11 protein-coding genes and 5 tRNA genes are annotated in these 12,717 nt (G+C 60.7%); 4 read left to right on the top strand and 12 right to left on the bottom strand.

Annotated elements, in window-relative coordinates:
* Positions 1-51: 51 nt before the first annotated feature.
* The 3 genes from ACFPB1_RS03505 to ACFPB1_RS03495 all read right to left on the bottom strand — a co-directional run bounded on the left by ACFPB1_RS03505 (position 52) and on the right by ACFPB1_RS03495 (position 955).
* Complete coding sequence (locus tag ACFPB1_RS03505; RefSeq protein ID WP_379221950.1) at positions 52-318, bottom strand: DUF3892 domain-containing protein; 267 nt, start codon at positions 316-318, stop codon at positions 52-54.
* 133 nt (positions 319-451) lie between these two features.
* Positions 452-703, bottom strand: a complete 252-nt coding sequence (locus tag ACFPB1_RS03500) for a hypothetical protein (RefSeq protein WP_379221948.1) — start codon at positions 701-703, stop codon at positions 452-454.
* Positions 704-787: 84 nt separating this feature from the next.
* Positions 788-955: a hypothetical protein gene (locus ACFPB1_RS03495; RefSeq protein ID WP_379221946.1), complete on the bottom strand. Its 168-nt coding sequence runs from the start codon at positions 953-955 to the stop codon at positions 788-790.
* 145 nt (positions 956-1,100) lie between these two features.
* Here ACFPB1_RS03495 and ACFPB1_RS03490 point away from each other — a divergent pair.
* A tRNA-Val gene (locus ACFPB1_RS03490) sits at positions 1,101-1,176 on the top strand.
* Positions 1,177-1,431: 255 nt separating this feature from the next.
* Here the strand turns inward: ACFPB1_RS03490 and ACFPB1_RS03485 are convergent.
* A complete protein-coding gene (locus ACFPB1_RS03485; protein ID WP_379221944.1) occupies positions 1,432-2,337 on the bottom strand; it encodes a C40 family peptidase in 906 nt (301 codons plus the stop codon).
* A 236-nt stretch (positions 2,338-2,573) separates the two neighbouring features.
* On the opposite strand from ACFPB1_RS03485, the gene ACFPB1_RS03480 reads away from it, so the two are divergent.
* From ACFPB1_RS03480 to ACFPB1_RS03470, 3 genes are all read left to right on the top strand, one after another.
* Positions 2,574-2,649 (top strand) — tRNA-Val (locus tag ACFPB1_RS03480).
* 332 nt (positions 2,650-2,981) lie between these two features.
* Positions 2,982-3,320 carry a L,D-transpeptidase gene (locus ACFPB1_RS03475; RefSeq protein ID WP_379221942.1) on the top strand — a complete coding sequence of 113 codons (339 nt, stop codon included), beginning with the start codon at positions 2,982-2,984 and terminating at the stop codon, positions 3,318-3,320.
* A gap of 102 nt (positions 3,321-3,422) precedes the next feature.
* Entirely contained in the window at positions 3,423-4,427 is a 1,005-nt protein-coding gene (locus ACFPB1_RS03470; protein WP_379221940.1) for an S-layer homology domain-containing protein, read from the top strand.
* Between the two features lie 229 nt (positions 4,428-4,656).
* Here the strand turns inward: ACFPB1_RS03470 and ACFPB1_RS03465 are convergent, their stop codons facing one another.
* The 8 genes from ACFPB1_RS03465 to ACFPB1_RS03430 form a co-directional block, all read right to left on the bottom strand.
* Positions 4,657-5,481 (bottom strand): SPL family radical SAM protein, encoded by an 825-nt coding sequence (locus tag ACFPB1_RS03465; protein ID WP_379221938.1) that lies wholly within the window; start codon positions 5,479-5,481, stop codon positions 4,657-4,659.
* 66 nt (positions 5,482-5,547) lie between these two features.
* Positions 5,548-6,273, bottom strand: coding sequence for a uracil-DNA glycosylase (locus tag ACFPB1_RS03460; RefSeq protein ID WP_379221936.1), 726 nt, complete (start codon positions 6,271-6,273; stop codon positions 5,548-5,550).
* 384 nt (positions 6,274-6,657) lie between these two features.
* Positions 6,658-6,743 (bottom strand) — tRNA-Leu (locus tag ACFPB1_RS03455).
* A 24-nt stretch (positions 6,744-6,767) separates the two neighbouring features.
* A tRNA-Ile gene (locus tag ACFPB1_RS03450) sits at positions 6,768-6,844 on the bottom strand.
* A gap of 21 nt (positions 6,845-6,865) precedes the next feature.
* Positions 6,866-6,942 (bottom strand) — tRNA-Met (locus ACFPB1_RS03445).
* 430 nt (positions 6,943-7,372) lie between these two features.
* Positions 7,373-8,905, bottom strand: coding sequence for an ABC transporter substrate-binding protein (locus tag ACFPB1_RS03440; RefSeq protein ID WP_379221934.1), 1,533 nt, complete (start codon positions 8,903-8,905; stop codon positions 7,373-7,375).
* A 5-nt stretch (positions 8,906-8,910) separates the two neighbouring features.
* Positions 8,911-9,786, bottom strand: a complete 876-nt coding sequence (locus tag ACFPB1_RS03435) for an ABC transporter ATP-binding protein (protein ID WP_379221932.1) — start codon at positions 9,784-9,786, stop codon at positions 8,911-8,913.
* Between the two features lie 3 nt (positions 9,787-9,789).
* Positions 9,790-12,717, bottom strand: a complete 2,928-nt coding sequence (locus tag ACFPB1_RS03430) for an ABC transporter permease (RefSeq protein WP_379221930.1) — start codon at positions 12,715-12,717, stop codon at positions 9,790-9,792.

Below are 12,717 nucleotides of genomic sequence, written 5' to 3'. Positions count from 1 at the left end.
CTGGACATGAAAAAGCCCGCTTCCGCGGGCTTTTTCGCATGAATGCGGCCGTCAATACGTCGGCAGCTGGTCGAGGTTGTTCGTCGGATCGCCGTCCGCGTCGCCGCGGATATACGTTTCGCCGTCCCGCCCTTTGAAGGCGTTGACGCCGGCGATTTCGCCGTTCTGCACGGCGGACAGCGCTTGCTCGTAGTTCAGCTCGCGGCCGGCCGAAGTTTTGAAGGACATCAGATCGCCGTCACCGTTTTTCCGGGCCGCCACGAACGACTCTCTGTCCGCGCCTCCCGCTTCATCGACGGGATGATGCATGCGTGCCATCGAAAATTCCTCCTTCCCGCGATTGGAATGCGTATGTAGCCTTTCCCGGCGGGATACCGGCTATGCATGCCGCGGCGCCAAAAAAGTCCGGATGCGCGGGGCACCCGGACGGCGGCGGCGAACTCGAACGGACTCAATCGACGGTCATGAGCGGCGGCTGCCGCTGCTCCGGAGGCGGTTCTCCGGGCATGGCCGGCACGAGGTCGCGCGGCTCCTCTTCCGAATCGTACACGCTGCCGAACACGGACTGGTCCTGCGGATACACGGTGTTGGTCACGCTTTCGAACAATTCGTCTTGGGGAGGTACCGTCGCGTTAACGGCGGAATGGGACTGCACGCAGCCGGCGCAAAGCGTTATACCTAGCACAGCAATCAATCGTTTCATGGCAACCACTCCCGGTTATGGAAAAAAGTTCATCTGGAAGTAGTATACCCGCTCCTCTAGGAATATAACCCAATCGCCGCCGCGCTAGCGCTTGCCGCTCGCTTCCGAGGGCAGCTTCCGCATCCATATGTAGCGTTCGTCATAATCCATGGTATCGTCGATGACGACCTTGGCCATGTACGCGCAAACCAAAATGACGATGCCGAACAATCCGATCAGCCAAACCGTCAAATAGGCAGCAGCCTCCACCATTAGACATCCCGCCTCTCCCGAAATCACTGATTTGAGTACACCTTATGCGGGCTGTTTCGCATATAGAACTTTTTTAAAAAAGTGGTTGACTTCGTTTTCGCCGTTTGATATATTATTACTTGTCACTGAGACGAGCAACTCATATGATCTGGTAGCTCAGCTGGGAGAGCACTATCTTGACAGGGTAGGGGTCACAGGTTCGAACCCTGTCCAGATCACCATCTAAAACCAATCAAAACCCTTGAGAAATCAAGGGTTTTTTGCTGCTTTCAATTCCTCCCCCTTCTGCTCGCCCGATGGCACGAATGCACGAATTGGATATGAAGAGATTGCATCGCTACTACTTGCTCGGAGAATGCTCGCGGAGACTTCGCGAAGACTATTGGGAACCTTGCATCGCATCAAGAAGCCCATGCGCTCGGCGCATGGGCTTCTTGGCGTACATTTGGCGCAGATACCTCGCTCTCGGGCACGCGTTAAAGCACGCGTTTGCCGAAGAGGAAGCGTTTATCCCAATCCCCGTCCATCCGCGTGATCGTCACGCCGGGCTCGCCGTACGTCTGGATGACTTGGCTATTGCCGATATACAGCCCGACATGACCGACGATCTCGCGGCTGCCATAGCGGCCCGGCGTGTAGAAGAACACGAGGTCGCCGGGGGCGAGCTGGTCGCGGGCGACGGTTTGCCCGATCCGCGATTGAGCTTGGGCGCTTCTCGGAAGCTCGACGCCGACGTGCTTGAATACGTGCTGCATGAACGACGAGCTGTCGAACGCGTCGCTCTGCGCATAAGGGTCGGCATCGAACCGGTAAGGCGTACCGATGAATTTCTTCGCGAAGGCGATCGCCTCCGTAGCTTTCGGGCTTTCTGCCGCGGCGGCCCGCATCGAATAGCCGCGCTTGTCCATCGTCGTCTGCTTCACCGGCTCCTCGCGCGGCGCAACGACGACCGTCTTGCTGCGGGCGTCCCAACGGACCGGCGTCTCGAGCAGCTGGGACAGCGAGCCCAGCTCGACGTACAGCGATGTCCCGATCATGCGCGGCGCTTCCCGGAGCATAACGGCGCGATCGCCAATCGACGCGCGTTTGGAATCGGCGGCCAACGTATAGAGCGGGTCGCTGAAGCCGATGGTGGCCGCGTTCGCTTCCGGTTTGAGATCGTAACGGTAATTGAGCAGCGCGGCCGCCCGTTCGGCCGGAATCCAGATGCGTCCGTTCTGGTTCATATGCTCGGAATCGAAGACGGTCGCGTCTCCCTGCGTCCTCAGCTTGATGACGTTCCCGGCGCTCTGGGCATTCGCGCCGTCCTTCGCCGAGCATGAAGCCAGCAGAACCGCCGCGGCCGTCCAAATCAAGGCGCCTTTCATCATGGTGCGTATCATCGTGTCGCGGATCCCTCCCGTGCATGCGCGCGTCCGGCGCCCCGGACGCGGCGCATGGATTGACTTTCCATACGAGAGATTAGTATGGCCTTCAAGCGGCGACCGTATGCAGGCAGGTTTCCAAAAATCCGCCACGGGCTCCGCATTATCCGTTCTCCATTTTTTTCGTAAAACCTCTTGCGTTTTACCTAAAATGCTTATATAATCTATCTTACTGAAGGAAACATTTTCATCGTGATCTGGTAGCTCAGCTGGGAGAGCACTATCTTGACAGGGTAGGGGTCACAGGTTCGAACCCTGTCCAGATCACCATCCTCATCCACCGAAGTTCTTGAGCGATCAAGAGCTTTTTTTCATGACCAGAACCCTCGCGAATCGGCATTCGCGGGGGTTCTTCGCATGTTAGACGTTCACGCGCAGCTAAGCGGAGGAGTAACCGGTCAATTTCGCGTTCTATCCCGTCAGCTTGGGCAACATACGCATATACGTGCTTCGATAAGCCGCTCGTCCGCTTGAATCGACAGATGATCCGTCTCCGACCGTTCGCGGCGCGTCCGAATCGCCTTCTCAGCCATCCGGGCGCCCGCATCCAATCCCCGTCCGCGGCACGCACATAGACTAGGGCGAACGGGAGGGAATGAAGCATGCCTAACTACCGCATCATCGTGGATTTGTCCGACCGCCAGCTCTACCTGCTGGACGGCAGCATCGTCGTCCGGGGATTTCCGGTCGGCATCGGCCGGATGGTCACGAGGACGCCGACAGGCGAGTTCGAAATCATCAACAAGCAGCCGAATCCCGGCGGACCGTTCGGCGTCCTGTGGATGGGACTCTCGAAGCCCCATTACGGCATCCACGGCACGAACGACCCCGGCTCGATCGGACGGGAGGTGTCGCACGGGTGCATCCGCATGTATAACGATGACGTGCTCGCGCTGTCCGCCCTCGTGCCGATACGCACGCGCGTCACGATCCGGCCATAAGGGCCGGATCGGACGCGTTCCTGCCTGTGCAACCTTTCGGGAGCGGGAAGCGTCTACATAGATGCAAAGCTTTACAATAATTTGGCAAACGGGGTGGACGAATTGAAGAAACCGATCGTTGCGCTTAGCGTCATGCTGCTGCTGATCGCGGGATTGACGCAGTCGGTCTGGGCATTCTCGGATACGAAAGGACATCCGAACGAGGCCAAAATCGCCGAGCTGCAAAAACTCGGCATCCTGTCGGGCGATCCGAAGACGAATACGTTCGATCCGAACGGCAGCTTGACATATGCCGCGGGCATCTCGATGATCGTGAACGGGCTCGGCTTAAATCTGGACGGCATCAACTTCATCAAGGAACCGAAGGTGACCGACAGCTTTCCGTATATGAAGGACGATGCCTGGTACGCGAACGCCTTCATTATCGCGGCTATGAACGGGCTCGATATTCCGCGGGACACGAAAGCCAGCGACGCCATGACGCGCGAGCAGTTCGCGCATCACCTGATGCAGGCGCTGCTCAAGAAAGGCGACTATGCCTTCATCGACCTCTACGTGGTCCTGAAGGACGAAGCCAAGGTGAATCCGGACTACATGGGGAGCGTGCAGCGGCTGCTCGTATCCGGCATCGCCAAGCTGGACAACACGCAGCTCTTCAAGCCGAAGGCGATGATCACGCGCGGCGACGCCGCAGGCTGGCTGTACGACACGATCCGGTTCGCGGCGGATCATGAGCCGATCGAACCGCCGGCCGAGCAACAGCCGTTCCCGCTTGGCGATCTGACGCTCTCCACCAAGCCGGTCTCGGCCGACGTGAACGAAGTGACCGTCAGCGCGCAGGCGCCGAATCCCGGCTACGGCATCCGGATTGCTTCGATCGCGTTCGAAGGGGACCAAGCCATCGTATACGTCGAAGCGACTTATCCCGAGAAGGGCAAAATGTATCCGCAGGTCATCACGCAGGTGAAGGCGGTCACGTACGTCTCGTCCGCCTATAAAGCAGTACTGGGCGGCCAAGGCGCAGGCACCGGCTCTTCGGCCGGCAGTTCCGCGGCCGGCGGGTCCACGGGCATCCTCGGCAGCGACGGCAATACGCAGCGAAACTGATCCAGCCCTAATCACGAACACGAAGAAGCCCCCGTTATCGCGCAGATAACGGGGGCTTCTTCGTGCGGTGCCGCGGGCGCCTCCGGCGAGCGGCGGAGCAGCAGCGGAGCAGCAGCGGAGCAGCAGCAGCGGAGCAGCGGCGGAGCAGCAGCGGAGCAGCAGCGGAGCAGCAGCAGCGGAGCAGCGGCGGAGCAGCAGCGGAGCAGCAGCAGCGGCGGCGCCGGGCGAATCAGGGCAGAAAGCCTTCCTGCCCGAAAAAGACGGCGCCTGCGGGCATGGCCTGCCTCAGCGTTCGGACGAAGGCGTCCGTCGTTTCCGGGGCGTACTGCGCCTCCGCCCCCAGCTCGCGGTAGCGGTCGGCCATGCGCAGCTGCGCGGAGCGTTTGCCGCCGCTTCCGTCGCCGCGGAAGAAGTCGTCGACGACGACGCGTTCCACCGACGACGCGAGCAGCGCGGGGAACGCGTCGCTGCACGGCAGCAGCGGCGACACGGCCGCCTGCACGCGCACGCCGGCCTCGCGCAGCCCCCGGACGGCCCGCAGCCGTGCCGCTAGCGGCGGCGCGGACGGCGTCAACGCCTTGCGGACGGCCTCGAGGTCCGTCTCGACCGTCATGCTGACCCGGACGCGATCCCCGAGCCGCTGCAGCAGATCCGCGTCCCGCAGCACGAGCGGGCTGCGGGTCTGGACGAGCAGATACTGCGGCGGCTCCTCCTCCGCCATGATCTCGAGCAGCCGCCGCGTCAGCTGCTCGGCATGCTCGGCCGGCTGGTAAGGATCTGTGGCCGACGACATGAACACGGTGAGGCCGCCCTTCGCCAGCGCCCGGCGCCACTCCCGGCGGAACGCGTCCGGGTCGAATCGTTTCGGCTCGACCCATTCGCCCCACGGGCTGTCCCGGAACAACGCGACCGGCATCCGCCTGACGTAACAGTACGAGCAGCCGAACGCGCAGCCGACGTACGGATTCAGCGTATAGGCGTAGCCGGTCAAATAGCCCGAAGCGGGATTTAGCCAGCGGACCGGTTTGGGCTTCTTATCCGTTTGCTCTCCCATGCCGTCTCCCCCTCTCATGTGCCAAAGAATAGATCATCTATGACTTAAAGCAAGCAATCGGTGCGGTTAAGCGCCTTCGCCAGCCGCCGCCGCTTCCAGCTCCGCGAGCGAAGGCAGCGGCCAGCGGATTTCCTCCGCGCCGATTTGCTTCAGGCAGGCGTTGATCTTGGAGTACGGACGGCTGCCGAAGAACCCTCTGCGCGCGGAGAGCGGACTGGGGTGCGGCGAAGCGAGGACGACATGGCGCCCGGTATCGATCAGCGATTCCTTCGTCTGGGCATGCTTGCCCCAGAGCACGAACACGACCGGCTGCTCGCGTTCGTTCAGCGCCCCGATGACGGCATCCGTGAATCGCTCCCAACCGAGCCGCGAATGCGAACCGGGTTCTCCGCCGCGCACCGTAAGCGCCGTGTTGAGCAGCAGCACGCCCTGCCGTGCCCACGGAATTAGGCAGCCGTGATCCGGCATCGCGCAGCCGAGATCGTCGCGCAGCTCCTTCAGCATGTTTTGCAGTGAGGGCGGCTGCTTCACCCCGGGCAGCACCGAGAAGCTGAGGCCATGCGCCTGTCCGGGGCCATGGTACGGGTCTTGACCGAGCAGGACCGCTTTCGTGCCCGCGAAGGACGTATAATGAAGGGCGTTAAATATCGCGGACGGCATCGGGTACACGGTCTGCAGCTCATACTGGCGCGATAGCTCATCCAGCATAGATCGAAAATACGGCTTGTCCAGTTCCCGCTCCAGGACGCCAGCCCAATCGTTCTTGAATACGGGCTTGGTCAGCTCCGTCATGGCCATCACCTCTATTCTAGTAGATCCTTCTTCCGCGCTTGTTGCAACCGTTCGGCGGTGAAGATCGTTGCACGGTTCTAAGTATAGGAGGTCGGGCGGCGAAACTCAAACTAAATGGCAACGTTGCCAACACCGCGGCGCTTGGTGTCAACATTCAATTCGACGCTTCCACAAAAACCGTTAAGGTTAACAATGGCACTTCTCAGAGCCTCCGACAGGATGTACGCTTTGAGGTGCGAAGCATGAAAAAAACTTCCTCCGCACATGGATGCGCGAGGAAGTTGTATTTGAATCCAGTGCATGACAGGATGCACATCGGCTGTTCAGTTCAGTTTCATCGATCAAAAAGTGAAAAACCTTGATTACTCAAGGTTTCTCCGTAAATGCCGAGGACGGGAATCGAACCCGTACGGTGGTCACCCACCGCAGGATTTTAAGTCCTGTGCGTCTGCCAGTTCCGCCACCCCGGCACGTTGTGGTAATGATCCGTGGAATGGTGGGCCCTGAGGGACTCGAACCCCCGACCAATCGGTTATGAGCCGACCGCTCTAACCAACTGAGCTAAGGGCCCTTGCGATAATAATCGAAAGGTTGGTTGCGGGGGCAGGATTTGAACCTGCGGCCTTCGGGTTATGAGCCCGACGAGCTACCGAGCTGCTCCACCCCGCGATAACACCGATTCACACCAGAATCATTCAATGGCGACAAGTCCTAATATACTATAAGAAGAGTCAATTAGTCAAGCATAAATTTGCTATGGCAGGAACCGAACGCCAAATTTCCCCTTGCGCGACCGAAACACTTCGATTTCCTGCGGACATTCGTAGCCGTAGACCCACCAGTCGTTCTCCATCCGCCGGACCAAACAGCTGGCTTGAAACTTGGTGTCGTATAAGCGACCCCAATAGACCCATTTCATGCGCGAAGCCCCTTCCATTGCCGTTTCAATTAGCGTGCCCAGTTTGAACGAAAATAAGCGTCGCGCTCACGCGCATACCTGTTTGGCGGCAGCGGAAAAGGACAGCCCGGTTGCTCGCCGCCGTCGGGCGGTGCCAAAAGAAAAGGCAGCCGAGCCTAAGCTCGACTGCCGATTCCCCCTTTAACCGACCGGTTTCACGCTGGCCGCGTCTCCCCCGCCGACGCCGACGCCATCGATTGGCCCGTTCGGATTCGCCTTGATCTGCTGCAGCAGGGCGTCCCCTTTCGTCTGCCATTCTTTCAGCGCCGCTTCGACCGATTTCTTCTTCTGCAGCACGTCTTGGAAAAGCGGCTGCGCGAGATTTTGCACTTGGTAGAGGTTCGGTTTGTCTTGGTACAGCTTGTCGATCGCCGGATCCTGCGGCGGTACCGGCTTCAGCGTGTAGAACGCCGCGATGTTGTAATTCATGCCGTCCTTCGGCTTCAGGAACGATTTGCGGGACACCATCTCGTACGTGCTGCGGGATTTCAGCTTCGCCCATTCCTTGCTGTTGTTGAAGGCGATGAATTCCCACGCGTCGTCCGGATTTTGCGCCTTCGCGTTGATCGCCATGAGATTGTTCAGATAGATGTTGCCGCCAACGCCCGGCACTTCGGTGAATTGCGGCACCGTGACGACGTCCCAGTCGACGGCTTTGATCTCCTGGTTCTTAGCCGCGGCGTCCTTGGCGGCGGACAGCTGCGTCACATAATCGTAGCCGGCGATCATCATGGCCACTCGGCCGCTCAGGAACAGGTCGCCCTGGAACGGATCGTAGACGACTTTGTCCTTGATGATGCCGCCGCCGGCGCCGTTGTTGACGTCTTCCTGCGTCGGCACGGTCTTCGACTCGTACAGGTCCAGGATGTCGCTCCACGCTTTTTTCCAAGATGCGTTGTCGACGCTCATCTTCTCGGCTTTGTTGTCGAACATCTTCAGCTGCAGCGGAGCCGAATACGTCTGGGAATCCCAATACGGATCACCGGTATACCGGTTGAAGGACAGGCCGAACTTCCGGTCCTTGCCCTCGCCCTTCGCGAGCCGCTTCGCCAGCGTGATGACGTCCGGCCATGTCATGTTGTCCTTCGGCGGCTCAATGCCCGCGTCCGTGAACATTTTCTTGTTATAGAACAAGGCGGAGGAACTGAACGTCGGCGTCAGCGCGTAAATGCTGCCGTCGCCCAGATCCTTGATACCTTCGAGCACGGTCGGCACCATGTCGTCGATGTCGAATTCCTTGTCTTGGATAAGCGTGTCGAGCTTCGTGACCAAATTATCCTGCGTCAGACGCTTGAGCACCCCGGAATCCAAAATGACGACGTCCGGCGGGTTGCTGCCGTTCATCATTTCCTTGACCTTCTCGTACACGTCCGGGTTCTTCTGGTTCGGATCCGGCTGCTGGAAGCGCTGGTCGTCGTAGTTGATGGCCGCGACGATCTCGATGGAGACGTTCGGGTGCGTCAGCTCGTAACCGTCCGTGAACTGCTGCCGGTAATACGACTCGGTATCCGCGTTCGAGCCGACGAAGCCGACGCGCAGCACGTGCTGCTTGCCATCGTCGCTGCCCGACCCTTTACTGCATGCCGCCAGGCTGGACGCGACCAGCGCCATGGACAGCGCCGTCGCCGACGCCTTCAATACGATTTTCCCTTTGCCCCGCTGCTTATTCTTCATTCGGTTTACCCCTCCAATGATTTGGGCGGCGAAATGATGATCCGCTCGCCGTCGAATTCCATCGATGCTTTATCTGTAATGTTTAAAGCCGTCAAATACGTTTTCGGAATTTGCAGCCTTCCGACGCGGTCCACGACGACGTACTCTTCGTGCACGCTGCCCTGCGCGAGCCCGCCCTGCTCGAAATCGTCGTCCAAATTCGGATTCCGCTTGATGAACTCGGTGCTCGTCAAGCCGTCGCGGATGGCGACGACGCGGTCCACCTTGCCCGCGAGGGACAAGTCGTGCGTGACGATGACGATCGTGATGCCGAGCTCCCGGTTCAGCCGCCGGAAGATCTCCATGATCATATCCGACGTCCGCGTGTCGACGGAGCCGGTCGGCTCGTCGGCCAGCAGCATCTTCGGCCGGTTGGACAGCGAGATGGCGATCGCCACCCGCTGCTGCTCGCCGCCGGACAGCTGATGCAGCTTGTTGTGCATCCGGTCCTTGAGCCCGACCCACTCCAGCAGCTGCTTGGCATAGGCGCGGTCGAGCTTGGCGCTGAACATCATCGGCATCTCGACGTTCTCGAGCGCGGACAGGTACGGCAGCAGGTTGCGCGCGTTGTTTTGCCAGATGAAGCCGACGGTGTCGCGCTTATAGGACACGAGCTGCTCGTCGGTGATTTTGAGCAGATCCCACTGGCCGACCTGAACGCTGCCGGCGGAAGGCCGGTCGAGGCCGCCCAAAATATTGAGCAGCGTCGACTTCCCGCTTCCGCTGTTGCCGATGATCGCCATCATCTCGCCCTCGCGGACGTGAAGGTTCAGTCCCTGCAGCGCGACGACCTCGAGATCGTCGGATTTGTAAATCTTCACCAAGCCTTCGCAAGTAATCATCGGTTAGCGCTCCTCTCCCATCTTGACGGCCTGGTGCACCCGGAGCCGGCGGATATGCGCCAGCAGCAGCAGCGCGCCCATCAGCATCATGCAAGCGACGACGATGTACAGCTGATTGGTGTCCTTGGCGTCGAAGACGACCCGGAACGGCGGCACGGAATTCGCCACGTTCTCCGTCGTCTGCAGGAACGGCAGGAACAGCAGGCTCGCGATCTTGCCGATCGCGATGCCGAGGCCGATCGACAGCCCCGCCGTGAACACCTGCTCCAGCAGCAGCATGCCGGTCAGCTGCCTGCGCGAGAGCCCCATCGCCCGCAGGACGCCGAACTGCACGATCCGTCCCGACAGGTTGAAGAACCAAAAGAGAATGTAGCCCGTCAGCGAGATGATGATGGAGACCAGGAAGCCTAGACTGAGGATGCCGAAAACGCCGCCCCGCGTCGGGTGCTTGGATTGGGCCGCGAGCTCGATCCGCACGTCCTTCACGTCCGCGAGCTCGATGCCCGCGTCTTCCAGCTGCTTCATGATCGGCGCGGTCAAGGCGCCGGGCTTCATCTTCAGCCATACCTCGTACGGCATGATCGGCACCTGGTCGTAGATGTAATCCAGGTTCGCGATGATGAACGGCGATTGGTCCGGATATTGCGCCGGCCAGTACGGCACGATGCCTACGATCGCGAATTCCACGACCCCGTCCTGCAAGCCCGCCGTAATCGTGTCCCCGAGCTTCAGCTGGTATTTCTCCGCCACGCTCGACGGAATGATGGCCGCCTGCTCGTATAGGCCGAGATTTTTCAAATAGTTGAACGGATGGACCGGGAACAGGTCGTTGCGGAACCAGGCCACCTTCGAGAAATCGACGTTGTCGATTCCCATGACCGTCCCTTGGCCGATCGAACGGCCGGAGACGACGATGTTCGCCTTCGTCTGCAGGACGCGGGCCGCGGCTTCGACGCCGTCCAGCTTGCGGAATATCTCGAACGGCGGCTCGCTGTAATTGACGCGCGTCGGAATGCTTTCGCCCCCACCTTGCCCGCCGCCGCTGCCGCCTCCGGATCCGCCGTTCCCGTTGCCGCCGCCTTGCCCGCCGCCCTCGGTACCGCCGTTGCCGTTGCCGCCACCGCCGCCATTGCCGCCGGACCCGCCGCCCCCGGTAGTGATGACTTCGGTACGGCCTTCCCAGACGGTCTGAACGATCACGTCCGTTCCGTATTTATAGAGCGTCCGCTCCGTCGAGTTCAGGTCGATGGTCCGCGCCGCCGACGCGTTGTACACGCCGAGGCCCAGCGTCAGAATGAGCAGTATCATGAGCGGGTAATACCCTTTGGACGAGCGCGACAGCTGCGTCAGCGTGAGGTAGAGCGGCACGGGCAGGAGCTTCCGGCCGAGCCAGTTGAACAGCTTCAGCAGCCACGGGAATACCCGCAGGAAGAACAGCCCCATCGCGAAGATCGCCAGCGCCGGCACGAAGAACAGGAACGGCTGCACGTTCAGCTGGTCCGTCGTCAGGTTGCTCTTAATCGAGATCATCTGCCGCTCGTTGAACAGGTACCAGCCGTACCCGGCGACGCCGAGCAGCAGCACGTCGACGAACCAGCGCTGCCAGAACGGCTTGCGGTCCGAGCGCGCGATCTGCTTCTTGTAGTCGACGATCGAAGCCCGCGCGTACACCACGGCCGGAATGACGGTGGCGAGCATGGCGAGCACGACCGCGCCGAGCCCCGCGATGACCGCGTCGGATGTGAAGCCGACCGGAATCGACTTGCGGTTGACGAACTCCAGGAATCCGTTCGCCGAGCCGATGCTCTTCGCCATGAACCAGCCGAGCAGCGGTCCCGCGGCCAGCGCCAGGATGCCGAGGAACAGCCCTTCGAGCAAATAAATGCCGACGATTTGCCTCGTTCCCGCTCCCCGGCTTCGCAGCACGGCGATGTCGCTGCGCTGCTTGTCGAGCGACTGGCGCGCGTTCATCGTTATAAAATAGAACACCATCGCCAGCATCGGCGCCGCGAGCGTGAAGAGCAGCATCTGCAGCTGCAGGCTCTGCGTCTTGAACTCGCCGAGCAGCTTGGCGAACGAGATTTCCACCCGCGTATCCTTCAGCCGCTGGTACAGGTCGATGTTGAGCCGGTCCAGCGTCTGCGTGAGCGGCGCGAGCTGGCTCGTCTTGATGTCCTTCAAGTCGAAGGCGTAGTACCAGCTGGCCGTATGGATCGGAATGTTCCGTTCCTTCAGCAGCCCGTCTTGGAACGCCTTGTCGCCGATCGTGAGCGTGCTCATGAGGCCCTCCAGCCCTTGGTACCAGAACGGATCGGTATCCTTGAGCGGCTTGTAGGCGCCGACGATCTTGACCTTCAGCGTCGTGCTGTTCGCGCCGTAGATCGGGTACTCGAACTCGTCGCCGATATGGACGTCGCTGCGGTACATCGCTTCTTCCATCATGACGGCTTCGATGACGTCCCCGTCGCCGACGGCGTCCTTGAACCAGCGCCCCTGCGTCAGCTCCGCCTTCTTGTCGAGTCCCGTCATCGTCGTGATGGCCATCGTGCGCGCCCGGCTCGCGTCAACCTTGGTCGGATCGACCGGCGTCAGATCGGCGCTGCGGATCGCGAGGCTCTGGCTGTACGTCGCGAACGGAAACCCGATCAGCTTCGGCACGTCGTCCCGAATGTAGGCGCCGACCGCGTTCAGGCCGTTCAGGTCCGTCTTCGACGACGTCTCCTGGTACCGCATGAGCAGGGAGCCGGCAGGCAGGCCGCCGCTCTCGTTCTGGAGCGTCTGCGCCACCACCCGCTTCAGCGCTCCGTCCGCGTACATCGGGATGCTGGTCGCGAAGGCGACGGCGATGATCAGGCCCGCGAGCGAGCTGAGCGTCATCCAGCGCGTATTCCACATTTTGCGGAACAGAAAGCGAAAAAGCTGGATCCCCAT

The sequence above is a fragment of the Paenibacillus sp. GCM10023250 genome (assembly GCF_042653205.1).
Classification (GTDB): Bacteria; Bacillota; Bacilli; order Paenibacillales; family Paenibacillaceae; genus Paenibacillus_Z.
The sequence above is the reverse complement of the archived record's forward strand: the minus strand, read 5'-3'. Positions and strand labels throughout refer to the sequence as shown.

Coding starts and splice junctions, on each gene's coding strand:
- ACFPB1_RS03465 (WP_379221938.1), bottom strand. CDS start 5,481: ATGGGAGAGCAAACGGATAAGAAGCCCAAACCGGTCCGCTGGCTAAAT.
- ACFPB1_RS03505 (WP_379221950.1), bottom strand. CDS start 318: ATGGCACGCATGCATCATCCCGTCGATGAAGCGGGAGGCGCGGACAGA.
- ACFPB1_RS03430 (WP_379221930.1), bottom strand. CDS start 12,717: ATGGGGATCCAGCTTTTTCGCTTTCTGTTCCGCAAAATGTGGAATACG.
- ACFPB1_RS03435 (WP_379221932.1), bottom strand. CDS start 9,786: ATGATTACTTGCGAAGGCTTGGTGAAGATTTACAAATCCGACGATCTC.
- ACFPB1_RS03440 (WP_379221934.1), bottom strand. CDS start 8,905: ATGAAGAATAAGCAGCGGGGCAAAGGGAAAATCGTATTGAAGGCGTCG.
- ACFPB1_RS03485 (WP_379221944.1), bottom strand. CDS start 2,337: ATGATACGCACCATGATGAAAGGCGCCTTGATTTGGACGGCCGCGGCG.
- ACFPB1_RS03500 (WP_379221948.1), bottom strand. CDS start 703: ATGAAACGATTGATTGCTGTGCTAGGTATAACGCTTTGCGCCGGCTGC.
- ACFPB1_RS03460 (WP_379221936.1), bottom strand. CDS start 6,273: ATGACGGAGCTGACCAAGCCCGTATTCAAGAACGATTGGGCTGGCGTC.
- ACFPB1_RS03475 (WP_379221942.1), top strand. CDS start 2,982: ATGCCTAACTACCGCATCATCGTGGATTTGTCCGACCGCCAGCTCTAC.
- ACFPB1_RS03495 (WP_379221946.1), bottom strand. CDS start 955: ATGGTGGAGGCTGCTGCCTATTTGACGGTTTGGCTGATCGGATTGTTC.